Below are 26,403 nucleotides of genomic sequence, written 5' to 3'. Positions count from 1 at the left end.
CTTACTTTACATACAAAAGATGCTACTAGCAACCTATGACTGGGGTACTAATAGCATCTCAAAAATATCTTGGATGAATGTTGTCAATTACGCATCTATGCTGGCATAGGTCGCATTCTCTTCAATGAACTGTCTGCGAGGCTCTACGTCTTCTCCCATTAACATGCTAAAGATGACGTCAGCTTCAGCTGCACTCTCTATCTGCACTTGTTTGAGGAAACGCTGTTCTGGATCCATCGTTGTAGTCCAAAGCTGGTCGTGATTCATTTCCCCAAGACCTTTGTAGCGTTGTGTACTAATATTGCTCTCAACACCATCAGCATATTTGTCAATAAATCTCTGACGATCTACATCAGACCAGCAATACTCTACGATATCGCCTTTCCTGCACTGATATAGAGGAGGAGTGGCTATATATACATATCCCCTCTCAATAAGCACGCGCATGTGACGGAAGAAGAAGGTCAGTAATAGGGTGGCAATGTGACTTCCATCCACATCGGCATCGGTCATGATGATAATCTTGTGGTACCTTAGCTTATTTATGTTAAGAGCTTTAGGGTCATCCTCAGTCCCGATTGAGACGCCTAATGCGGTGTACATTGACTGAATCTCATTATTGTCCAGCACGCGATGTAACATCGCTTTTTCGACATTAATAATCTTACCTCTAAGAGGCAAAATAGCTTGGTACATAGAGTCTCTACCCTGTTTAGCAGTACCTCCCGCAGAGTCACCCTCGACGAGGAACAGCTCACATAGTTCAGGATTACGACTCCGGCAGTCTGCTAGCTTACCTGGTAAGCCTCCAGCAAACATAGGTCCTTTGCGTTGTACCAATTCTCTAGCTCTCTTAGCTGCCATACGAGCCTTAGCAGCCAGGACTACTTTCTCAACCACCATACGAGCTTCCTTAGGATGCTCTTCGAGATAGATCTGAAGTGCATTGCTGACGGCAGAATCCACGAAGGCAGCTACTTCTGAGTTACCCAACTTAGTCTTGGTCTGCCCTTCAAACTGAGGCTCTTGTACTTTTATAGAAATGACAGCGGTTAAGCCTTCACGGAAGTCGTCACCCTGCACCTCTACTTTTTCTTTCTCTAGGAATCCAGACTCATCAGCATATTTCTTAAGGGTCCTCGTGAGAGCACGACGAAAACCAGTTAAGTGTGTACCGCCCTCAATGGTGTTGATGTTATTGACGTAAGAATAGACATTCTCATTGAATGTTGTATTGTAGGTCATCGCTACCTCGACAGGGACTTCACCGTCTGGTGCTTGGATATGAATAATATCCATCATCAGATTTTCCTTAGAGCTATCTAAGTAGGAGACAAATTCCTTTAACCCTTCTTCGGACAAGAATGTCTGAGAGATTGGGTTGCCGTCTTCATCACGCTGTCTGAAGTCTGTGATCTGAAGTTTTATGCCCGCATTAAGGAAGGATAACTCTCTTAATCGATCAGAGAGAATCTTATAGTCATATTCAGTGACGGTAAATATAGTGTCATCTGGAAGGAATGTGATAGATGTACCGCTCCTCTCTCCAGCCTCTCCTATCTCACGCACATCGCTTTGAGGGATACCACGTTTGTACTCTTGCATATAGATCTTACCGTCTCTATACACTTCTGCACGAAGGTGAGAGGATAGGGCATTAACACAGGAAACCCCAACACCGTGAAGTCCTCCAGATACCTTGTATGAGCCTTTATCGAACTTACCTCCAGCATGCAATACTGTCATCACCACTTCGAGAGCACTTTTGCCCATCTTTTCGTGCATGTCCACAGGAATACCACGTCCATTATCGTGTACGGAGATGGAGTTGTCCTCATTGATTTCAAGTTCAATGTGAGTGGCATAGCCAGCCATGGCTTCGTCAATTGAATTGTCCAGCACCTCGCTTACCAAGTGGTGTAATCCCTTGACACTGATATCTCCAATGTACATGGCAGGGCGTTTGCGTACCGCTTCTAGACCCTCAAGTACTTGGATGTTGGTCGAATCATAATGTTCATTATTCTTCATCAGCTCATTAGCCTGAATTTCTTCACTCATATCCTTTGTCTTAGTTGTTTTTTGAATTTACCCTATACCCCCATAATTCACACAAAGATACCCAAATTTGTTGACATTTCAGAATGTTTTTATTCCCTTATTATCTTGACAAAGAGGCCCCTTTTTTTTGAGAATCTTTTGATGATGTTGGTTATAGGAGCTGTCGAGTTTGTCGCTAGTAATAAAATGAAAGGTGCTTTTCAGAAAAAGAGCCTAGGGGTAGAGAATTTATTTCCTATAGGAAAGGGATTTTCTTCTCATAGGAAAAAATAATTTCTCTTATGAGAAGCATTTTTGTTTCATATAACTAAATTTTAGCCTGTCTTTATGAGTTAATTTAGTGCCTTTATAAGAGTCTTATTTCTCTCTGTACCATTTTGTATATCAGTGTTTTATGAGTGTTTATCCGATGAAAGTGGTGCGGTCTATATAAACGTCCAATCATCACTTACAAAACGTAAGGCTAACCACTAAAATATTCTTTTTGAACCGCTTTTGTGGGGATATTTTCCGAATAGTAATGATGATTTTGAATGCCTCTGTGCGTACTTCAGATAGTTTTATTATTTATTTAGATGCTGGGGGAACCTTTTTTTACTACCTTTGTTACTTAAATGTACAAAGAATATAATTTTTTAATTTGAATAACGGTATGAGAGTAAATAAAGGAACGCTGGTAACTTTGCAATATAAGCTGTATGACGCAGAGGAAAAAGATTTGATAGAGGAAACAACTCCTGATAACCCTTTGAGATATATACAGGGTATGGGTCTGATGCTTCCTTCATTCGAAGCTGCATTAGTAGGCTTAGAGGCAGGTGAAAAGTTTGACTTCACACTTAGTGCAGAAGAGGCATACGGCGAAGCACGCGAAGATCTATTAATTACCCTTCCTAAAGAGTCTTTCCTTGTGGATGGAAAATTTGATGATGAAATAGTATATGAGGGGGCTCAGGTACCCATGGCTACATCTGATGGTCAGCAAGTAACAGGTCTCGTCCAAGAGATTAATGAGAATGAAGTGGTTATGGATTTCAATCATGCTTTAGCTGGATGTTCATTACACTTTGTTGGTAATATTGAAGAGGTTCGTGAAGCTACTGAGGAAGAAGTACAAGAGTTCTTCGCTCCAGCTGGAGGTGGCTGTGGTGGCTGCTCGGGTCATTGCGACGATGATAGCTGTGGTGGTTGTCATTAATAGGTAGCTATATGTAGTTTTACATAGAGAATAATTATACGAGAGAGGGCGTTACCAAATTGCTTGGTAACGCCCTCTCTCTGTATCTGTTTGTGGTTTCTTTGGAGTTAAGGATTGATTACCGTATCCTAAACTTCACGATGCGTTAACAAGGTTGTAATAGGGTTAGAGCAACTTTGCTCCGTGGATTGAAGAGGGGATTTATATATAGCCATTGTGCATGGTTCTTAATTCATTCTGCGGTAGATAAATAATTTGTCAAGTAAGAACTAAGACACATAGACACAAGAGAATCGTATGAATAGAAGTTTGCGCACTCATTTTACGCTAAGGGTGCTTTTCGTATTCGGAATGCTTATGCTCGCAATAGCCGCGATGGCTAGTACAGATGCTGGGGAGGGAGATATCAAAGGCGTTGTTTTTGATAAAGAGATGAAGGAGCCGTTGGTAGGAGCAAGAGTAAGAGTGGTAGGTACTAGCCTTGGTGCTGTTACAAATGTTGATGGTGTTTTTGTTTTAAAAAATGTTCCTGAAGGAGCTATAACACTCGAGGTGAGCTACATCTCCTTTGAGACCCAAAAGATCGAAGATATTGAGATCAAGAAAGGGGAGGTTAAGACCCTCGAAATCCAGCTCGTTTCAGATGATAGGGTCCTAGATGAAGTCGTGGTATTGGCAAAGGCTAGCCGTGCTTCTGAGATTCAGTTACTAAAGGACCAACGGACGTTGGTCGTTGCCACTCAGGCCATCGGTGCTAATGAACTTTCTCGTAAAGGCATCGGTAATGCTGAGGCTGCAGTTGCTCAGGTCTCGGGCGTCAGTAAGCAAGAAGGGGTAAAGAATGTTTTCGTACGGGGGCTAAGTGATAGGTACAATGCCACCTACTTAAATGGCTTTCCGATTCCTTCGGATGATCCTGAGTATAAGAATATCGCTTTGGAGATGTTTGATACAGATATGATTCAGAGCGTGGGGGTTCAGAAAGCATTTAGTGCTACTCAGGGTGGCGATGTTGGTGGTGCGATTATAGATATAAAGTCTCAAGAGCTATTTGGTGAGAGTTTATTAGAAGTCGGTGCCTCTGGTGGTGCTAATAGTTCTGCTCTTGGAAATACCTTTTACAAGCAAGATGGAACCGGTTACTTCGGTAACACCCGCAGTGAGCAGCCCAATGTGGAGCAGAAAAATGTATATCCATTTCTAAATAAGTTACAGCCATCAGTCCTTAAAACGCCAATTAATCACGGCTTTAACATTGCTGCTGGTAAGAAGTTAATCTTAGGTGACGGGCGATTCCCTCTTGCTCTCTATATGGTAGCTAATCATTCTAAGGGGTATTCACACTCAGAACGCACGAGTCGTTCATTAGCTCCGATTGGAGGACTGGCTGCTGAGATGAAGGGTCCAGACTCATCCATCTCAACAAGGCAGATGTTGCTGGGAAATGCTACTCTAGGTATAGATTATAAACATGAGCTGAGGTACAACCTTTTATTGGTCCACTCAAATAATGAGTATGTCAATATGCTTACAGGGATGGACAAGGAAAAGAACCAAGAGGAGGATAATGAGCATAGAATACGCTCATATCGTCAGCAGGCTAATGAAAATATATTATTGGTAAATCAACTTGATAGTGATTGGAAGCTGGCGGATCGCCTTTTACTTAATGCGGGAGTGTCATACAATTTGATTGATGCTAAAGAACCAGATAGACGTACAAACTTCCTGAAAGGTGAGCCTATTGGGGATGATGAGAGGTGGTCTCTTCTGATGGATACTAATAAGAGGTTCTATTCTAGCCTTAAGGAGCATGATGTGAATGTCAAGACGAAGCTCAACTGGACTCTTTCGGAGACATTGTCACTAAGTGCAGGCTATACCGGACGATTTACTGATCATAAGTTTGAAGCTGTTGAATATGACCATAAAGGTCCAATAGATGCCAGCATTATGGAGTCCGATTTTGATTCAATGGATTGGGATCAGAAGTTCTTTAATGAGCAAAATATGAAGACCGATACTAAGCCTTATGGATTTGAGGTTCGCAAGGGGACTAATTATTGGTATTCATCTAATAAATTTATTCACAATGGCTTTTTAGAAGCTGTCTGGCAGGTGAGTCCTAGCTTCCTGATACAAGGTGGGTTGAGAGTGGATTATGCTCAGATGGACGTGGAATATAGGCAAGACGATGCTCTGATGAATGATAATAAGATTAATCAGCTTTATTGGTTGCCTAGCCTTAACCTAAAGTATGATGTGAACGAAAAGCATGCCCTTAGATTAAGTTTCTCGAAAAGTTACACATTACCACAAGTAAAAGAAATTTCTCCATATCAGTATGTGAATATTGGCTTTACTAGTCAGGGTAATGAAAACCTTAAGCCTACCGAACTTTGGAATATAGACTTGAAGTGGGATTGGTATCTTTCACCTAGTGAATTATTAGCTGTGACCCTTTTCTATAAGGATATTACTAACCCGATCGCAAGAGTTAATGAGTACAATAGTGCAAATGTTCTTAAGTATATGAATCCAGCAGAGAAAGCTGAGGTTGCCGGAATCGAGCTAGAGCTGAGAAAGAGTTTATTAAATCAAGAAGCGGCAAGTGGGCTTTATCATAAGCTGTCATTAGGATTGAGCGGATCTTATATATACTCTAATATCAATTTGGGGATAGATGAGGATTCTAAACGGAATGTAGCTCTCGAGGGATCATCTCCATGGTTATTTAATACAGATCTGACCTATACTATCAATAAGGATGAACAAAGCTATTCAATAGCGATACTTGCTAGTTACTTTAGTGATCGAATTCATACTTATGGCTCTGCTGGTATCGCAGGAAAGGGTATAAAGTATGACGCGATAGAGAAAGGCATGCTAAAGCTTGATGCTGTAGCTTCAGCTAAATTAACGGAGCACTTCTCGCTAAAATTCAAAGCCAATAATCTTCTGAATCAGGCTTATAAGAGAACACAAAAAGAAAATAATAGCGTGAATGGTGATCAACCTATCGTTATATCAGAATATTATAAAGGTACGAGCTTTAGCCTTGGTGCTAAGTGGACCTTTTAATTAAATAGAATGTTTTATCAATTCAATAGATTAAAAAAAATGAAAACAAAAAGATTTTTTATCGTCATGCTTTGCATGGCAATGGTTGCTACCATTTTTACTAACTGTGATAGTGAGAATGATGATCCTAATATACCTGGAACAGGTGGGTTAGAAGCTGGTGACCTACCAGGTGTTATCTCAAGTGATATTAGCCTAAAAGCAGGAGAAACTTATAACCTGACTGGTAAACTAGAAGTGAAGAAGGGTGCTAAGCTAACCATTCCTGCTGGGGTAACAATCAAAGCTAAGAAAGGCTTCAATAGCTATATCTTGGTGGAGCAAGGTGGTAAGATTTTTATCAATGGTACCGCATCACAACCTGTAAAGATGACTGCTGATATTGATAATGCTAAGTCAGGTCACTGGGGTGGTCTAGTTATTAATGGTTTCGCTCCAATTACTGGTGGTAAAACAAATAATACAGAGATCGATCCAAGTAAGCCTTATGGTGGTGATAATCCTTCAGATAACTCTGGTGTGATTAATTACTTGATACTAGAATACACTGGTGCTCAGAATAATGACAATGTAGAGCATAACGGACTTACACTTAATGCCGTAGGGAATGGTACTAAGATTGAGAATATCTATGTCCCATACGGTGCTGATGATGCTGTGGAATTCTTCGGTGGCTCAGTAAATGTGACTAACATTCTTTCTGTTAACGCGGATGATGATATGTTTGATTTCACTGAAGGCTATTCAGGAACTCTTAAAAATGCATATGGTGTATGGGAAGATGGTCACTTGAGTACAGAAAAGGATCCACGTGGTGTGGAAGCTGATGGTAATCATGATGGTCTTTCACCAAACGATAAGCCACAGTCTAACTTTAAGATTATGGATATGACTATTGATCTTAAGATGAAACCAAGTACTAATGATGGCCTCTACATGCATGATGTGATGAAGATTCGTCGTGGTGCTCGTGCAGAGATTACTAATGTATTAGTAAAAGGTCAGGGTCAAGCTAAGGACTTTATCGATATGACTGATGGTAAGGGTGATGGAGATGATTCTTCTATTATCGAATATACAAACAAGTTAACTACACCTTTGACTGGCAAACTTATTAATGGTACAGCTAAGGTTACAGGTAAGGATGGTCTTACTGGTGCAGATGCTTCTAAGTTCTCATGGACTAATTATAAATTCTAATTTCACGCAATATATCTAATTTAGGATTATTAGGATCCTCCAAGTTAACTTGGAGGATCCTTTTTTATCTGTTTATGATAGGATATACTTCTTTTTGCACATTTTGCGTGTAATTGTGTTGTTTCATTCCGTATTTATGGCTATTTTTGCACACAAATTTAAAATGTGTGTAGTGCGAATAAGAAGTTGTAAAAATAATGATAGAACTTAATTTTATAAAGCTCATAGAAGGAGCACTCAAAGATAATTGGTCATTGCCAATCTTTACTAACTATGGTGAGGGGGAAACTTATACCGCTGCTGATGTCGCCAAGTATGTGGCAAAAGTACATTTGATGCTTTCTTCAACTGGTGTGGAGCGTGGAGATAAGGTAGTATTAGTGGCTAAGGACAGTGCTGAATGGTGTATGGTTTGGGTCGGAATAGTGACCTATGGATGTGTTGTCGTTCCTATTTTGCCTGATTTTCATGCGGATAATATTCGTAACATCATACATCATAGTGATGCTAAGGTTGTTTATGTTGGAAAAGAACACATAAAGTATCTGGATACAGAGGCAATGCCTGGTGTTAAAGCCGTGTTTACAGTCAAAGACTTGACCCCCATTTCTTCGTTGACCTCTCATCCTATATCTTCGACTCTTGATGCTAATAAGCTATTCAATAATCAATATCCTAATGGGTTTGATCGGAGTCATATACAGTATCCTGAGATTAGTAATGATACATTGATGGTCATAAGTTATACTTCAGGTACTTCAGGCTTTAGTAAAGGCGTGATGACTACTGCTAATAACCTAGCTGCAAATATTAAAGTGACACTCTCTTTTGAACAGTTTGAGCGAGGGAAGTCAATCTTGAGCTTTATACCTAATGCACATGCATATGGTTGTGCATTTAATTTCTTGCTGTCCATGATTGTTGGCTGTCATGTGTACATATTAGGGGCAAAACCAGTTCCGAGACTCTTATTAAAAGCTTTCAAGGAAGTAAGACCTCACATGATCCTGACAGTGCCATTAGTTCTAGAGAAGATTTATAAGAATGTTATTGTCCCAAAGATAGATAAACCTGCTATCAAACTAGCTCTTAAGATTCCAGGTCTGAATAGCATTATTTACCGAAAAATCGGGACGGCACTAAAAGAAGCTTTAGGCGGAAACGTTAAGGGTGTCATCATCGGAGGTGCTGCTTTAAATAGAGAAGTGGATGAATTTCTCTCAAAGGCAAAATTTCCATATACCGTAGGGTATGGTATGACGGAATGTGCTCCTCTTATGGCTTATTCTGTTAAGTCGGAGTTTGTTGTCGGTTCGTGTGGTAAAGTATTGGATATGATAGAGGAGGTACGTATCTATGAGCCACGTGAAGATAATGGCTTAATGGTCGGGGAGGTCCAAGTAAGAGGTGAGAATGTGTGTAAGGGTTACTACAAGGAGCCAAAATTAACCGAGGAGCTTTTTACCGCTGACGGTTGGATGCGTACTGGTGATCTTGGTTATCTGGATAAGTCTAATAATCTCTTCTTACGAGGTCGTTCTAAGTCTATGATTTTAGGACCTAACGGTCAGAATATATATCCGGAAGAGATCGAGGCAAAGATTGCGATGTTGCCATATATGTCCGAAGCCATTGTCGTACCACGAAGTGATACTTCCATAGTGGCCATTGTGACTCTAGATAAAGTGACATTAAAACAAGATGGCAAAGATAATGACGAAGCGATAAAAGAAATACTGAAAGAGAATAAAGTCGCTCTAAATCAAAGTCTTTCGTCTTTTGCTGCTATTTCTAATTTTGAGGTCTTAGATGGAGAGTTTCAGAAGACTCCTAAGCAATCTATCAAGCGTTACTTATATGAGTAAATAAATGATTCTCTGGTTTTTACCAAAGAGATAAAGAATCCGCATCGTTTTTCTTGAGAGGAAGAATGGTGCGGATTCTTTATTTCTATGAGGCGGTTCATGTGTTTATTTTTCATTGCAGAAGAATAGATTTTTTAGCAGGAAATTTGACTCCTTGAGCTTTTATATCTATTTTTACGAACGATTTTAAACGATTGTTACTTCAATTTGCGAATTATAAATATGATAGAACAGAATTTTATAAAGTTTTTTGAGACCTCCTTCAAGGAGAATTGGTCATTACCAGCATTTACCAACTACGAGGAAGCAAAGACATATAGTATAGCTGATGTAGCTAAGTGGGTCGCAAAGGTGCACTTATTATTGGATAATATCGGGGTGGAGCAGGAAGATAAGATTTCACTTATCGCAAAAGATAGTGCGGAATGGTGTATGACATGGCTAGGAATAGTTACTTACGGAGCGGTGATAGTTCCTATATTACCAGCCTTTCATGGGGAAGATATTAGGCACATCATTCGGCATAGTGATTCAAAATATGTCTTTGTTGGAGAAGAGCATAAAAAGCTGTTGCAACTAGAGGCAATGTCCGATGTCATAGCTACATTTGATGTAAAGACGCTCAAGCCTATTGCTGAATTGACCAGATCGTCACAGGCTGTTGAGCTAGATGCAGATCAATTATATTCTAATCGCTATCCTAATGGTTTGCAAAGAGACGAGATTCAATTGCCAGAGATATCTAATGACAGAGTTGTCGTTATTAGCTATACATCAGGAACATCAGGTTTTAGCAAGGGTGTTATGACCACCGCGAATAACTTAGCGGCTAATATCGTCTATGCTTTGACTCAGAATATTATTAAGACTGGAAGACCACTACTTTGTTTCCTTCCTAATGCACATGCTTATGGATGTGCATTTAATTTCTTACTCCCCGTTATCAAAGGAGCACATGCCTATATATTAGACTCCAAACCTACTCCTACAGTCCTAATGAAAGCCTTTAAGGATGTACGTCCACATGCTATCTTAATGGTTCCATTGGTATTGGAGAAAATTTACAAGAATGCTATTGCTCCAAAGCTTAAAAAGAAGTCCGTTAGATTTGGTCTTAAAGTACCGATCATTAATAAAATTATCTATAAGAAAATTCGAGAATCACTTATAGAGGTTATGGGAGGTGATGTAGAAGAAGTAATTATCGGAGGTGCTCCACTAAATGACGAGGTGGCATATTTCTTATCGAAGGCGAAATTTCCATATATGGTAGGATACGGTATGACTGAGTGTGCACCACTTGTATGTTATGCTAAGCACGAAGTCTTTGTTGCAGGATCATGTGGAAAAGTCCTAGATCTAATAGAAGAGGTCAGACTTTATGATCCCGAGGAGGTTGATGGTCATATGGTCGGTGAAGTTCAGGTAAGGGGTGAGAACGTCTGTAAGGGATATTATAACGACCCAAAGAAGACTGAGGAGCTCTTTACGGCAGATGGCTGGATGCGAACAGGAGATTCGGGATACTTGGATAAGAATCGTAACTTATTTTTGCGTGGCCGAAAAAAATCTATGATTTTAGGAGCTAATGGACAAAATATCTATCCAGAGGAGATAGAAGCTAAGATTTCATTGCTACCATATATGTCTGAATCAATACTAGTATCCAGGGATGGGCATAAGAGGGTCGCTATTGTGACCATGGACGAAGTTGCTCTAAAAAGAGACGGACTAGATAACCCCCAAGATAGAGAGAGGATCTTGAAGGAAAACAGACTTTCTCTTAATCAAAATATAGCTTCATTTGCGTCTGTAGCTGCATTTGAATTACTCGACGGGGATTTTGAGAAAACGCCAAAGCAATCTATTAAGCGTTATTTGTATGAATAATTTGATTTTGCCAAAATTATTATTTGAAGTTGATTGAGATAGTTTGCTTTTAATATATTTATTATGCTTGGCTTATTACTTTGTTGTAAGTGGTCAAGAAGTGTTCTTGTTGTGTGTTTTTTTTTATATTATTTCAGTGAAGATTACAAAATGATTGTTTTTTGTAATCACATTTGAAATGAACTTAACAGAAAAGAAAGAAAGACTTAAGTTTGTTTGGCAGTTTCATAATTTTAATTATCTTTGTGGTTGAAGGTTAATATATGTTGTCTTAGTTAAGATGTAATGAAAATGACTAATGGCTAGGGTTTTAGCCTATCGTGGTGATCTTTTAACTGAAAAATAGCTTAGCGGATATTACGTTGACTTTAGTGAATTTTGAGAATAATAGTATATTTATAACCCGTCTGCAGCTAAGCGACCTAGTTAAGCTGTAGAGAAAAACAAAAGAAGAATAATTAACAATTTAATGTGAATGGTATGAAAAGTAAGATTCTAATGCTATCAACCCTCCTCCTATTAGCGGTGGGTACGGCTTTAGGGCAGACCATCAATGTGAAAGGTGTCGTTTTTGATGAAAATGGCGAACCGATGATTGGTGCGACTGTTCGTGCAAAGAATGATGCATCTAATGGTGCTCAGACCAATTTTGATGGTGAATTCGCACTGCCAAAAGCGGTGAAGCAAGGCGAAATCATCATTATTAGTAGTGTAGGTTATAAGACCCAAGAGCTTCCTGCTGCTACTGATATGAAAGTAAATATGAAGGCAGATTCAGAGCTTCTTGATGAAGTTGTAGTTGTAGCTTATGGTACTGCTAAAAAGGAATCTCTAACGGGTGCTATTGCTGTTGTTGATTCTAAGGAACTGGATAAGCGTGTTTCCACCAGTGTGACTGCTGCTTTGGAAGGTACGGCTTCTGGTGTTCAGGTGAATAGTACATATGGTGAGCCAGGAGCTGCACCTAAGATACGAATTAGAGGTATTGGTACTCTTGGTGCACAAAGTCCTCTATATGTTGTGGATGGTGTTCCTTTTGAGGGTAATATTGCTGAGCTCAACTCTAATGATATCGCAAATATGTCCATCCTAAAAGATGCTGCATCCACTGCTTTGTACGGAAATCGTGCAGCTAATGGTGTTGTTATGATTACTACTAAGAGTGGTAAGCGTTCAGTTCCATCGGTTAATGTGTCGTTTAACCAAGGTTTGTATCAAAGAGGACTTCCAGAATATGATCGTCTTGATCCAACTTCATGGATGGAGGCTGGCTGGAATGCTATGAGAAATTATGCAATTAGTAATGGTAGTTTGGGTATGACACCTGAAAATGCTGCCAAATATGCATCTGAAAATTTGATGAATGACTATGTTAAGCGCAATATCTTTGATAAGCCTAGTGATCAACTTTTTGATGCAAATGGAAACTTTTTGGGTAAGGTTCTACCTGGATATACTGATTTGAATTGGGCTGACGCGTTAGAGCGTCTCGGAGCTAGATCCGATTACAATATCTCTGGTAGCTACTCTAATGATAAGATGAATGTATATGCTTCAGTTGGTTATTTAAATGAGAAAGGGTATATCATTGCTTCTGACTACGAGCGGTTTACAGGACGTATTAATACTGGATTTACACCAAACGAGTGGTTGAGTTTAGGTATTAATTTAAGTGCTGCACATACAAATCGTAATTATAATGATAATGCATCTGGTTCTATGTATAAGAACCCTTTTAGCCAAGCACGATATATGGCGCCTGTCTATCCAATCTATGAACACGATGAAAAAGGTGAAATAGTAGTGGATGAGAATGGCGATAAGGTATATGATACTACATCTCCGTATTTAAGTAACAGACACATTGTGTATGAGTTGCTTAATGATAGAGAAAATAGTAAGAGAAATGTAATGGGGCTTCAAACCTATGCTACATTTGAACTTCCTTATGGTCTTTCAGCAACTATTAGAGGTGATCTTAATAAGTCAACTACTAATAGTATGAAATATGATAATAAGTCAATTGGAGATGGACAGCCTAATGGACGTCTAACAGAATACGCTTACCAATATACAAATTACACGTTACAGCAGTTGCTAAATTGGAATTATACATTTGATGATGCTCATAATGTTGAATTCTTATTTGGTCACGAAAACTTTAACTCCGACAGTCATTTCTTGTATGGGATGAATACTGATATGGCAGTTGATGGTCCTCTAGTGATGAATAACTTTTTAACTAATTCATACTTCAACGGCTACGAAAATGTATATCGGACAGAGTCATATTTCTCTAGATTGAAATATAATTACTTGAGTAAATACATTATTGAGGGATCCTTTAGACGAGATGGCTCTTCAAGATTCCATCCAGATAATAGGTGGGGTAACTTCTATTCTGTCGGTGGTAGTTGGAATATTTCACAAGAAGACTTTATGCAAGATGTGAACTGGGTTGACTTCCTTAAATTAAGAGCTTCTTATGGAGAGGTAGGTAACGATGCTAGTGTTGGATTGTACGGACATATGGCTTTATATGATATTGATAAGAATGGCGGAAAGCCAGCTCTTGTGAAAAAGTCATTGAGTGCCCATGATATAAAGTGGGAAACTACCCAGACTTTTGATATAGGTGTGGACGGACGTCTTTTTAACCAGCTTGATTTTTCTCTTGGTTACTTCGATAAAAGATCTTTAGATTTACTATTTGAGGTGAAATTACCACTTTCTGCAGGTTCCTATCCTCATGATGACGCACAAAGAAATATGGTGATATGGCAAAATATTGGCTCTATTTCTAATAGAGGAGTCGAACTAAGTCTTAATTGGGATATATTTAACAGGGAAGACTTTGCATGGTCTATAGGAACTGAAGCTACATTTATTAAAAATAAGGTGCTTAAGTTACCTAATGGTGAGGAGATCCCAAGTGGTAGTCTGAGAAGGATCGCTGAAGGGCACTCCATTTATGAGTTCCATACTTACCATTTTGAAGGAGTCGACCAACTAACTGGTCGTTCACTTTACACGCTTGACCCAGAAAAAAAGGAAAACGCTATTAAAGATGGTCAGCTAGTGACAATCAATGGAACTGACTATACTATGGATACTTCCTTTGGTCTTAGAGACTGGAGAGGCTCCGCAATACCAAAGTTCTATGGGTCTTTTAATACGAATCTGAGCTGGAAAGGTTTTGGTCTTTATATGCTCTTTACTTATAGTGTAGGTGGCAAGACTTATGATGGTAGTTATGCATCATTGATGAGTACTCCGTCTGCATCTTCTGCCAGTGCTATCCACGTAGATGTTAAGAACTCTTGGGATGGAGCACCAGAGGGTATGAAAGAGGATTCACCAAATCGTATTGATCCTAATGGTACACCTGCTTTAGATTTCTTCTATAGTAATAGAAACAATGCACTCAGTGATAGATGGTTAGTAGACTCTTCATACTTGGTATTCAAGAATCTCAATCTTACCTATGATTTGCCAACACAGTGGGTTGAAAAGCTTGGTTTAGCTAACGTTCAGCTTTCTTTTGGTGCTGAAAACCTATTTACTCTGACAGCAAGAAAGGGTATGAATCCTCAGTACTCATTTAGTGGAGGGCAAGATGATACCTATGTTACAGCCAGAGTATATAACTTTGGTTTGAAATTTAAATTCTAAATTATATTGAAGATTATGAAGAAAATATATATATTAGGCTTTGTACTTGCTGCTTTTGTATTAGGAGCATGTAAGAATGATTACCTTACCACCGAGCCTTCTGACTCTGTTGGAAGTGGTACGGCTGTGGCGACTACAGAAAATGCTTACAAAGGATTAAATGGTATAGCACTTTCAATGGCCTCTCAGCATTATTCATATAGCCAAGGTTGTGCTGGTGAGAATAAGATTTATGCTCATTATGAAAATTATCCTTCAGAGAACTATCTGTTTAACAGGTATGCTGCTGGTTGGGCAGATCTTCACAATATGGAGTTGTTCCTTAATGACCAAACATCTTATAATCATTATGCTTGGTACTATTATTATCAATTAATAGGTAGTGCAAATACTATTATTGCTAAAATTGACGACGCTACTGGTCCAGATAACGAGAAAGCTTTTATCAAGGCTTCTGCACTTACATTTAGGGCATACTCGTATGAGAAACTAACAAGATATTTTTGCTATAGATGGACAGACTCTAATAATGGTGCTTCTGAAGGTTTGCCATTAAGACTAGATGAGTCTACAGGAGATCTTCCTAAGTCAACACTTGGAGAAACATTCGCTCAGATTTATAAAGATTGTGAAGAAGCAATATCTTTATTCAACTCATCTGATTTTAAGCGTCCTCAAACTGATGTGTGGATTCCTAATGTAAATGTAGCTCACGCTGTTTACGCAAGAGCTGCACTATCAAAACATGACTATGACACAGCTAAGGCACAAGCAAAACTTGCAAAAGCCGGCTTCCCATTAATGACTAACGCAGATTATAAGGCTGGTTTTGCAGCTCCTACGTCTGAGTGGATTTTTGGTTCATATGGATCTTCAAGTGAAAACCAATGGTATTGGTCGTATGGTACACAGTATTCAGCTAATGGATATTATGCTACTAAGGCCGATACTGGAGCTGGACAGATTGGGCGTTTATTGATTAATAGAATACCGAATGATGATGTCCGCAAGTCATTGTTTATTACAGAGGATAAGTTTCCTACTTTAGATTGGTCTGATGAAAATGTTCTTAATCCTACCTATGCAATGATTGGTTTTAATGATAATAAGATATCTAGTCAAGAAGCTTGGGATGCTGTAGATAAATATATTAATAGCATGACTCCAGCAGGGTTTACTGCACCATATAGTGCTGGATTCCGTTATTTAGGAGGACACTTAAAGTTCTGGGTAACTGATATGCCTGGTGTAAGTTATTTGCCTTTCATACGTACTTCAGAGATGGTATTGATTGAAGCTGAGGCTGCATATCAATTAGGTGATGAACCTGGTGCTATTGCCGCTCTTAATGAATTGAATAAGACATCAGGTCGTAATCCTTCATATGTGTGTACAAAGACTGGTGATGCTCTGTGGAACGAGATTATGGACTATAGAGAACTTGAGCTTTGGGGTGAAGGTACAGCATGGAGCGACTATAAGAGATGGGGACGAGCTATTGATAGAAAGTCCATCGCTGATGGTGGAAATGCCCACGCTACTGTAGCTGTTCGTATTGAGCCAGATGAAAAGAACAAGTGGACATGGGTTACTCCTCAACTTGAAACTGACTTTAATGGTGCTATTGATAAATAATAGTGTTTAGAGTTTAATACTTAGTTTATAATAAGGGTGCATAAAAACTATAGTTTTTATGCACCCTTATTTTGAGATGAAAATCATCTTTGTTTGATCTTGTTAGATAATATACTATAAAAGTGTATAATGAGGTGTCGCAATCGCAGATTTGATGCGGTTGTGACTCTCATTTTTTTACCCAATCCACACTAATCAAAAAGAGAGGGCAATGAAGGCTTTTACTTTGTTACAGCATGCTTCCCAGTCTTTTTCTTGATGATTAAAGAGGCTCAGAAGTACAAGTAGTAGATTTCCGATATTTTACTAAACATCGTTTAAGGTACTCAAAATCTCTTTGAGCATCTTAATCCACTTTTCATTAACATTAAAAACAGATTAGCTATCAGTGCTACCCATATCTGGATCTTAGGAGTATTGAAGTTCTCTTCATACTAATATCTCAAGGGATGGTTTTGCTTTAATTGTTTGAAATGTAATTCTATCTCTCATCTCTTCCGATAGATATCAATATTCACTTTAGGAGGGAACTTCATATCATTGGTAAGCAAAGAGATAAGTTTTCGATTCTTCTCATCCGAATAAGAAGTATTCCCAAATGTGTGCAATCTGTTGAACGCTTCTTAAATACCAAGTGAGCATGTTTTTTGCGTTTTATCCGTAAACAATATAGTGTATATCTATCAGGTTTTCAATTGTTTATTTTCCTCATCCACATGTTAAATCTCCTATTCTTTTTCTTAGATGGTCGCATTTATTTCTATACTCCCGATCAGTTGCAGAGCAGACTCTAAACTAGTGAGAGCACACTTATATGAATTACTTTCTTTACTTGTCTATTGAATTGCTCTATTTGATTTTGCTAAGAATGTGCTTGCGTACGCTCACATCATATTTAAGGTAAGTGATGTGTTATTTTATTCGTTTTTCGTTAGCTTTTTTTCTTGAGTAAGGAATACTTTTACTCGATCTTTTTTCAAAGATTGTAAAAGAATTCAAAACATCAGAGGAGCTCTTTTTGATGCATTCTTTCTAAACTCTTCTTGAAGATCACTTGCTATAGCAAACTTGTCCCTCGGTCGTACTTTTCGAATGATCTCCCTCTCTAGGTGTACTGTACAGAGCTGAACCTCTACTCCTATGAAGTGTTCCCGAGCGACCTCCTCAATACTATTTAGTCCATCTGAAATAATGAGTCCTACTTCTTGGAGACCTCGGTTCTTTAAATCCTCTAAGAACTCGCCCCAGATGCCACTTCCCTCTGTGGGATTGTTTAGATCCCAATAATGCTAGATGTCCATCGCTTTCTAAGCTCATAACCATAAAGAAGCCCTCCTTGCTCACACTATCGCCTCTGCGGACTGGAATGAATGTGGTATCTATGATAAGTGCCGGAGAGAACTTGGTAGAAGTAGATATTACCACTCTCTTGAGCTCTTTTATTGATAGAGAAGGAGATTAGTTTGGCTTGCACTGCACTCTTACCATACAGTCTCTCAAACACCCAGAGATCTTATCCAATGTATACCACGCTATAGTGATAACCAACCAATTCGTCCATCTCCTTCTATTAGTCTCCTAGGATCATTCGCATAAAGCCACTCTGACGGTTCCTTGGTACTCGTAATTCATCATATTCACACTTGTATAAATACGACGTGGGCGGTATCCGTTATTCACACCGCCAATATCCTCTTTGTATAGTTCTCGCTCTCCTTCCATCGTTATCTAGATGATCTAGTCCATTAACCGAGCGACACCATTTGACTCACTCAGCTCATTTGAATGAATTACCTTAAATTCCGTTCGTATAAGATACTGTCCCCAAAAAGTGTGTAAGTCCCAAGAATGTTATCTTTGAAAAGTTAAAAACAAAAGATAAACAAGAAGATGAGACTTACACAAATGCAATTTAATGAAATTCTATCAAACTTGATGACAGAGCCAAATGGAGTTGGCCGTTTAATGGAGTTAATCATCGAAATAGCGATGCAAGGGGAGAGGGAACTGTATAAAGAAGATAGTGGCGATGTGAGCAATGGATACCGCTCCCGTCGCATCTTTGCGAGTGGTAATATGCTAGAATTACGAGTACCCCGAACTCGACAGCAGGGCTTCATGCCCTTGATTTTAGGCGTTCTCAAAGATCAAGAGAAAGAGATGGGAGAACTAGCAGGTTATCTATATAGCTGCGGTAATACGATGGAGGATATCTCTGGAGTATTCGAGCGTTTGTATGGTAAACGTTATAGTACGAGTCAAATCAATCGTCTCTCCTTATCGACCCAAGAAGCAGTAGAAGAGTGGCGTCAAAGACGTCTACCGAGGACTTTAGAGGCACTTGTTATCGATGCTACATATCTTCCTGTACGGAGAGGAGAAAGTGTGAGCAAGGAGGCATTTTTTGTAGTGATGAGTTTAGATAGCGAAGGACGTCGAGACATCGTGGGTGTCTATAATAATCCAACAGAGGGAAGCGGCATCTGGGGCGAGTTTTTTGAGGATCTAAAAAGCCGAGGACTCGAAGAGGTAGGACTAATCATTTCAGACGGGTTGAATAACATTGAAGAGGTTGCACGTGAGCACTTTACAGAAGTGGAAGTCCAGCTCTGCACGGTGCATCTACAGCGAGAAATAACTCGAAAGATACGCCCTCGAGATAAGTCAGCCATCGCAAGTGATCTACAGGAGGTCTTTAGTAAAGACGGCTCAAGAAGCTCACCTTTAGATGGCCTAGAGAGCTTTAAAAACTTTGCGTTCAGATGGCGTAAGAGCTATCCTTTTCTCACAAAAATAGCTAACGGTCAGAGGATAGAGTATTACTTCACATACCTAAAATACGACGTCAGTGTTCGCAAGTACATTCATAGTACTAACTGGATAGAACGCTTCAATAGACAGGTAAAGAAAGGGGCTCGATATAAATGTGCATTACCTAGCGTAGAATCCGCTCTACACTTGATAGGTAGTATTGCAATCAATGCAAACTATCTGAAGAAAAGAATAGGAGATCTAACTCTTGGACTTAGGAAGAACAATGAAAAGTAAATAAGATACTGTCCCCAAAAAGTGTGTAAGTCCCAAGAATGTTATCTTTGAAAAGTTAAAAACAAAAGATAAACAAGAAGATGAGACTTACACAAATGCAATTTAAGGAAATTCTATCAAACGTGATGACAGAGCCAAATGGAGTTGGTCGTTTAATGGAGTTAATCATCGAAATAGCGATGCAAGGGGAGAGGGAACTGTATAAAGAAGATAGTGGCGATGTGAGCAATGGATACCGCCCCCGTCGCATCTTTGCGAGTGGTAATATGCTAGAATTACGAGTACCCCGAACTCGGCAGCAGGGCTTCATGCCCTTGATTTTAGGCGTTCTCAAAGATCAAGAGAAAGAGATGGGAGAACTAGCAGGTTATCTATATAGCTGCGGTAATACGATGGAGGATATCTCTGGAGTATTCGAGCGTTTGTATGGTAAACGTTATAGTACGAGTCAAATCAATCGTCTCTCCTTATCAACCCAAGAAGCAGTAGAAGAGTGGCGTCAAAGACGTCTACCGAGGACTTTAGAGGCACTTGTTATCGATGCTACATATCTTCCTGTACGGAGAGGAGAAAGTGTGAGCAAGGAGGCATTCTTTGTGGTGATGAGTTTAGATAGCGAAGGACGTCGAGACATCGTTGGTGTCTATAATAATCCAACAGAGGGGAGTGGTATCTGGGGAGAGTTTTTTGAGGACCTAAAAAGCAGAGGATTAGAGGAGGTGGGATTGATTATTTCAGATGGTCTGAATAACATTGAAGAGGTTGCTCGAGAGCACTTTACAGAAGTAGACGTACAGCTTTGTACCGTTCATTTACAGCGAGAAATAACTCGAAAGATACGCCCTCGAGATAAGTCAGCCATCGCAAGTGATCTACAGGAGGTCTTTAGTAAAGACGGCTCAAGAAGCTCACCTTTAGATGGCCTAGAGAGCTTTAAAAACTTTGCGTTCAGATGGCGTAAGAGCTATCCTTTTCTCACAAAAATAGCTAACGGTCAGAGGATAGAGTATTACTTCACATACCTAAAATACGACGTCAGTGTTCGCAAGTACATTCATAGTACTAACTGGATAGAACGCTTCAATAGACAGGTAAAGAAAGGGGCTCGATATAAATGTGCATTACCTAGCGTAGAATCCGCTCTACACTTGATAGGTAGTATTGCAATCAATGCAACCTATCTGAAGAAAAGAATAGGAGATCTAACTCTTGGACTTAGGAAGAACAATGAAAAGTAAATAACAACAATGTGCTTTATTTTCCAACACAAAGATATCAACCTAAAAGAATACGGCAAGGCGGTGTCTCCGCGGTGCTACGACAGCCTTGCCTTAATTCTTTATTGGTCTATCTTTAATGTTTATGGAAAACAAAGCGAAAAAATATGTAGGTTTGCTTTTCAGAGACGCATTCTGGCGTACACACTTTTGGGGACACTACCGTAAATAACAACAATGTGCTTTATTTTCCAACACAAAGATATCAACCTAAAAGAATACGGCAAGGCGGTGTCTCCGCGGTGCTACGACAGCCTTGCCTTAATTCTTTATTGGTCTATCTTTAATGTTTATGGAAAACAAAGCGAAAAAATATGTAGGTTTGCTTTTCAGAGACGCATTCTGCCGTACACACTTTTGGGGACACTACCTCGTATAAATATCATTGTGATTTGTCTTCTGTATTTTTAATATATTCAATGATGTCATTCTTGAATCTCACACACTTTTGGGGATACTACCGCGGTAAAGCGAGTAGGTTGCGTCTCTGTGAATAGCGTGTATGTAATAAAAAAAGGAGATGGTACAAAATACCATCTCCCTTTATTGTAAATATGATTTCTGAATTACTATTCAGCTAGAAGAATGTGCATCAGCTCAATAGCAGCTTTCGCTACAGAGGTACCAGGACCAAAAATTGCAGCTACGCCAGATTCATACAAGAAGTCATAGTCTTGTGCAGGGATTACACCTCCAGCTATTACTATAATGTCTTCTCTACCTAGCTTCTTTAGCTCATTGATAACTTGAGGTACTAGAGTCTTATGACCTGCTGCAAGCGATGATACCCCTAGGATATTAACGTCATTCTCTACAGCTTGTCTTGCAGATTCCGCTGGAGTCTGGAATAGAGGACCCATATCCACGTCAAAGCCCACATCAGCATATCCAGTAGCTACTACCTTAGCACCACGGTCGTGACCATCCTGACCCATCTTAGCGATCATGATACGAGGCTGACGACCTTCTTTTTTAGCAAATTCAGATACCAGACGGCTAGCCTCTACAAAGTCTGGATCATTCTTAGTTTCTGATGAATACACGCCTGAAATAGTTCTAATTACAGCCTTATAACGACCAACAACATCCTCACATGCATCTGAGATCTCTCCAAGAGAAGCTCTCAACTGTGCTGCCTTAACGGCTAGATCAAGTAGGTTGCCCTTCTTTGTACGAACAGCTTCAGTGATATCAGCAAGAGCTTTTTTCACTGCTTCTTCATCACGATTATCACGCAACTCCTGTAGGCGAGATACCTGTTGTACACGCACAGCAGTATTATCAACCTCTAGGATATCGATAGGATCTTCTTTGTCAAGTCTGTAGTGGTTTACACCGATAATGATCTGGTTGCCTGAGTCAATCCTAGCTTGAGTACGAGCAGCAGCCTCTTCAATTCTCATCTTAGGTAAGCCACTTTCGATAGCCTTAGCCATGCCACCCATACTCTCGACCTCCTGAATCAAGTCCCATGCCTTATGAACCAGTTCATTAGTAAGAGTTTCTACATAATATGAACCTGCCCAAGGATCCACTTGCTTAGTGATCATGGTCTCTTCTTGGATATAGATCTGAGTATTACGAGCAATACGAGCAGAGAAGTCAGTAGGTAGTGCGATCGCTTCGTCCAAGGCGTTAGTGTGAAGTGATTGAGTGTGACCTAAAGCTGCACCCATCGCCTCAATACATGTACGACCTACGTTATTAAATGGATCTTGCTCGGTTAGAGACCAACCTGAAGTCTGTGAGTGTGTACGAAGCATCATTGACTTAGGGTTCTTCGCACCATACTTCTTGGTGATCTTAGCCCAAATCATACGTGCAGCTCTCATCTTAGCAATCTCCATGAAGTGATTCATTCCAATCGCCCAGAAGAATGAGAGGCGAGGCGCGAACTTATCGATGTCAATGCCTGCTTTCATTCCAGCACGGAGATACTCCATACCATCAGCAATGGTATAAGCCATCTCAATATCTGCAGTAGCACCAGCCTCCTGCATGTGATATCCAGAAATGGAGATAGAGTTGAACTTAGGCATATTTTGTGAGGTGTACTCAAAAATATCGGCAATAATACGCATAGAGAATTCAGGTGGATAGATGTATGTGTTACGCACCATAAACTCCTTAAGGATATCATTCTGGATAGTTCCTGCCATCTCCTCTTGCTTAGCTCCCTGCTCTAGACCAGCTACGATGTAGAAGGCTAGGATTGGAAGTACAGCACCATTCATGGTCATTGATACGGACATCTTATTTAGTGGGATACCATCAAATAGGATCTTCATATCTTCGATAGAGCAGATAGATACACCAGCCTTACCAACGTCACCTTCTACACGCTCATTATCGGCATTGTATCCACGGTGAGTAGGGAGGTCAAACGCCACAGAAAGACCCTTCTGACCAGACGCAAGGTTACGACGGTAGAAAGCATTACTTTCCTCTGCAGTTGAAAAACCCGCATACTGACGAATAGTCCAAGGTCTCATGGCATACATCGTACTGTATGGTCCACGTAAGAAGGGCTCTACACCTGCTGCATAGTTAAGGTGCTCCATCCCCTCTAAGTCCTCACGAGTGTAAGTCCCCTTAACATCAATCAGTTCAGGAGTCTTCCAATCATAAGCAATATTATTTTGTTTATTATACTCTTCCACTGATGGTTGAGACCAACCACCTTTGAGAATGTTTATATCTTTATATGTCTGTTTCATTCGTAATCTCCTTTCTTACTTGTCCAGTAATCCTAACATTCTACTGAAATTCTGCATCGTCTCAAGTACATTGACCTTGACATGTACAAAGTGCTCTATACCCTTAGCTTTAAGTTCCTCCATACATGCAGGAGCACCAGCAATCACTAATGGCATCTCTCCAGCAATTTCATCATAAGCTTGAGGTCCAAACTCTGCATATTCATCATCGCTAGAACATAGACAGATGATATCCGCACCAGCTTTTCTAGCTGCATCGACACCCTCTTTTACGGTTTGGAAGCCTAGGTTATCAATGATTTGATATCCTGCTACACCAAAGAAGTTGGAAGAGAATTGCGAACGAGCTAATCTCATGGCCAAGTTACCAATGGTCAGCATGAATACCTTTGGTGTTTTTTCTGAACGTTCAGTAGCCATTCGAAGGGCTTCAAAGTCAGAAGCACCACGGCTCTTATTTAGAGCTGCTACGTTGCCACCCTCAACTGGAGTGAAGTTTACAGCTAATTTTTCAGCTGTAGCAGTTTCAGTTATATTTGGGAATATGTTAGTTCCTAGTAAGCTTTCACGACGAGTCGCAATGGCTTTGTGACGTTTTGCATTACTGCTATTAACAGCCTCTTGGACGTTACCTGCAGCAGCTGCAACAGCAAAGCCACCCATTTCTTCGACTTCTAAGAAGAGTTTCCAAGCCTGCTCAGCGATAGAGTTAGTTAGATGCTCTACATAATATGAGCCTCCTGCTGGATCCACCACCTTATCGAAGTGGCTCTCTTCCTTAAGTAGTAATTGTTGATTACGAGCGATACGCTCAGAGAATGCACTGCCTTCAGAGAAGGTCTTATCAAATGGCACTACGGTTAGAGAGTGTACGCCCCCCAATATAGCACTCATACTCTCAGTCTGAGTACGAAGCAAATTAACATAAGCATCATAGATGGTCTTATTCCATAGTCCAGTCTCGGCATGAACAAGAGCTTTCGCATCTTCATCGCAGGTGTTATCATCATTAGCCTTAACGATAGTCGCCCATAGCCAACGCATTGCACGGAATTTAGCTATCTCCATGAAGTAGTTAGTTCCGACACCCATGTCGAATCTCATCCTGCGAGCTACGTCACCAATGCTAGCACCGCTCTTTTCTGAGATCTTTTCAAGTAAATCAGCTCCAGCAGCCAATGAGTAACCTAGCTCTTGGTAAATATATGCACCAGCATTAACCAAGTCAACAGCACGGAAAGTAATACCCGTAAAGTTCTTAAGAGGCTTGATCGCGTTAAGTACTTCCACTGAGTTAGTCAGCCAGTTTTCACATTCAATACCCTTATTCAGTATTTTACGGAAAGGGTTAAAGTTAATTGAGCCTCTAGCTGTATCCAAGTTAACCCCTAATGCCTTGTAAGCTTCCACTACAGCCTCTGCCAAAGTCACAGCGAAACGGTTACAAGAGTAGTAATTCACCTCTAGCTGATCTAGAGAGATTCCATCAAGGACAGACTTTACAGTATCAACATTTACTGCGGACTTTTCAAAATGAAGACCTACAGCAGTAATCCCTCGAGTCATTAAGTCTTTCAACTTTGCGTTAATGACTTCAGGATTATCGCCCACCTCTATTTCCTGACGAACCAACCAATTGTTATCTGCTTTTGTCCCCCTTACATATGGGAAGACGCCAGGCAGCGTATTAATTGTTGGTAGATCTTCAATATCATCAGCTCTATAAAAAGGCATAAGCTCAAAGCCTTCATTGGTACGCCATACCAATTTTTTGTCAAACGGTTTCCCTTTCAGGTCCGCTGTCACCACTTCCATCCAACGCTCTCTCGAGACGGCTGGAAATTCTGTAAATAATTTCTCTCTTTTCTCTTTCATAATTCTTGACGTGCATTATAACACTTCACAGTATATATATGAATTAACACTGTGATAATTATTTCATTAAATGTATAGGGACCATTATCCATAAATTCATAAGATTCCTGCTATGCCCCTTTCCCATACCAGTGAAATGAGTAAATAAATCCCTATTTATTCATCCACAAAGTAACTAAAAAAAAGCAAGACAATCAAGAAAAAAGTATATAAAAATAGTTTTTTAGTGTATTCTCCAAACATTCAATCCTTTAATTAAAGATTTGATGATATTTAATTAGTTTATTTTTACATTCTTTTTTGGTTCTAAATACCCTTTTTCGGCGTATGGCTCTTTTTTGAACTTACAGTCATTTTCCTTTTTCAGGATAGAGGTATGAGTTCTTCATTGCCAGTTACGATTTATGAGGTCTTGTATGGCTGTAATTTTGAACTTGTCTATCGAGTTAACAGTGGGTGATGAATCGAAAGGTATTGTCCCGAAAATAGGTGTCTGAAGTCGTAAGAATTTATCCTATGTCTAACCGATCGCCTTCTCATAGGAAAAAGATTTTTTCTATATGAGAAGCATTTCTGTTTTATATAACTAAAAAATATGTTCTCTTTTTATGCTTTTAGAATTGTGGTGAAGATACCTTTCGGTCATTCCATTACTTTCTTATTATCAGTCTGTTATGGCCATAAATATTAGGCTGCCTGTTTTTTAGAAGCAGTATTGCTCAGGTTTGCCATCGAATGGTAATGATTAAAGTAGCTAGTAGGATGTTTTTATGGTTGTGATAGGATATTTTATGGTCTTTTGTGCTGTGTTTATAATGAATGATAGATACTAAAGAGAGTGGGGGATCATTCTGATGCGTCAGCTCTCGTTATCATGGATGAAT

General features: G+C 39.7%; 13 protein-coding genes. 9 read left to right on the top strand and 4 right to left on the bottom strand.

Annotation, left to right across the window (positions count from 1 at the left end):
* Window positions 1–87 precede the first annotated feature (87 nt).
* Window positions 88–2,061 carry a DNA topoisomerase (ATP-hydrolyzing) subunit B gene (gyrB, locus tag QYZ87_05340; GenBank protein MDN4753955.1) on the bottom strand — a complete coding sequence of 658 codons (1,974 nt, stop codon included), beginning with the start codon at window positions 2,059–2,061 and terminating at the stop codon, window positions 88–90.
* Window positions 2,062–2,713: 652 nt separating this feature from the next.
* On the opposite strand from gyrB, the gene QYZ87_05335 reads away from it, so the two are divergent.
* The 7 genes from QYZ87_05335 (at window position 2,714) to QYZ87_05305 (ending at window position 16,602) form a co-directional block, all read left to right on the top strand.
* Window positions 2,714–3,259 (top strand): FKBP-type peptidyl-prolyl cis-trans isomerase, encoded by a 546-nt coding sequence (locus tag QYZ87_05335; protein MDN4753954.1) that lies wholly within the window; start codon window positions 2,714–2,716, stop codon window positions 3,257–3,259.
* A 297-nt stretch (window positions 3,260–3,556) separates the two neighbouring features.
* Window positions 3,557–6,340, top strand: a complete 2,784-nt coding sequence (locus tag QYZ87_05330; GenBank protein MDN4753953.1) for a TonB-dependent receptor — start codon at window positions 3,557–3,559, stop codon at window positions 6,338–6,340.
* A 39-nt stretch (window positions 6,341–6,379) separates the two neighbouring features.
* Entirely contained in the window at window positions 6,380–7,540 is a 1,161-nt protein-coding gene (locus QYZ87_05325; GenBank protein ID MDN4753952.1) for a hypothetical protein, read from the top strand.
* A gap of 197 nt (window positions 7,541–7,737) precedes the next feature.
* A complete protein-coding gene (locus QYZ87_05320; protein MDN4753951.1) occupies window positions 7,738–9,405 on the top strand; it encodes an AMP-binding protein in 1,668 nt (555 codons plus the stop codon).
* A gap of 222 nt (window positions 9,406–9,627) precedes the next feature.
* Window positions 9,628–11,295 (top strand): AMP-binding protein, encoded by a 1,668-nt coding sequence (locus QYZ87_05315; GenBank protein MDN4753950.1) that lies wholly within the window; start codon window positions 9,628–9,630, stop codon window positions 11,293–11,295.
* 480 nt (window positions 11,296–11,775) lie between these two features.
* A complete protein-coding gene (locus QYZ87_05310) occupies window positions 11,776–14,967 on the top strand; it encodes a TonB-dependent receptor (protein MDN4753949.1) in 3,192 nt (1,063 codons plus the stop codon).
* Between the two features lie 15 nt (window positions 14,968–14,982).
* Window positions 14,983–16,602 carry a RagB/SusD family nutrient uptake outer membrane protein gene (locus QYZ87_05305; protein ID MDN4753948.1) on the top strand — a complete coding sequence of 540 codons (1,620 nt, stop codon included), beginning with the start codon at window positions 14,983–14,985 and terminating at the stop codon, window positions 16,600–16,602.
* 1,584 nt (window positions 16,603–18,186) lie between these two features.
* Here the strand turns inward: QYZ87_05305 and QYZ87_05300 are convergent.
* On the bottom strand, window positions 18,187–18,324 hold the full coding sequence (locus QYZ87_05300) for a hypothetical protein (protein ID MDN4753947.1): 138 nt from the start codon (window positions 18,322–18,324) through the stop codon (window positions 18,187–18,189).
* 183 nt (window positions 18,325–18,507) lie between these two features.
* Here QYZ87_05300 and QYZ87_05295 point away from each other — a divergent pair, with 183 nt between their 5' ends.
* Together QYZ87_05295 and QYZ87_05290 are read left to right on the top strand one after the other, a co-directional pair.
* The gene (locus tag QYZ87_05295) at window positions 18,508–19,650 is read left to right on the top strand and encodes an IS256 family transposase (protein ID MDN4753946.1); all 1,143 of its coding nucleotides are present in this window, start codon (window positions 18,508–18,510) and stop codon (window positions 19,648–19,650) included.
* Between the two features lie 95 nt (window positions 19,651–19,745).
* Window positions 19,746–20,888 (top strand): IS256 family transposase, encoded by a 1,143-nt coding sequence (locus QYZ87_05290; protein MDN4753945.1) that lies wholly within the window; start codon window positions 19,746–19,748, stop codon window positions 20,886–20,888.
* Window positions 20,889–21,496: 608 nt separating this feature from the next.
* Here QYZ87_05290 and scpA read toward each other — a convergent pair.
* Both scpA and mutA read right to left on the bottom strand, forming a co-directional pair.
* Window positions 21,497–23,644, bottom strand: coding sequence for a methylmalonyl-CoA mutase (gene scpA, locus QYZ87_05285; GenBank protein ID MDN4753944.1), 2,148 nt, complete (start codon window positions 23,642–23,644; stop codon window positions 21,497–21,499).
* 15 nt (window positions 23,645–23,659) lie between these two features.
* On the bottom strand, window positions 23,660–25,519 hold the full coding sequence (gene mutA, locus QYZ87_05280) for a methylmalonyl-CoA mutase small subunit (protein ID MDN4753943.1): 1,860 nt from the start codon (window positions 25,517–25,519) through the stop codon (window positions 23,660–23,662).
* Between the last annotated feature and the right edge of the window lie 884 nt (window positions 25,520–26,403).

Source organism: Porphyromonadaceae bacterium W3.11 (genome assembly GCA_030434245.1).
In the GTDB taxonomy this organism is placed as follows: domain Bacteria; phylum Bacteroidota; class Bacteroidia; order Bacteroidales; family Porphyromonadaceae; genus Porphyromonas_A.
Note: the sequence above shows the minus strand (reverse complement) of the source record. Positions and strands in the feature narration are given on the sequence as shown.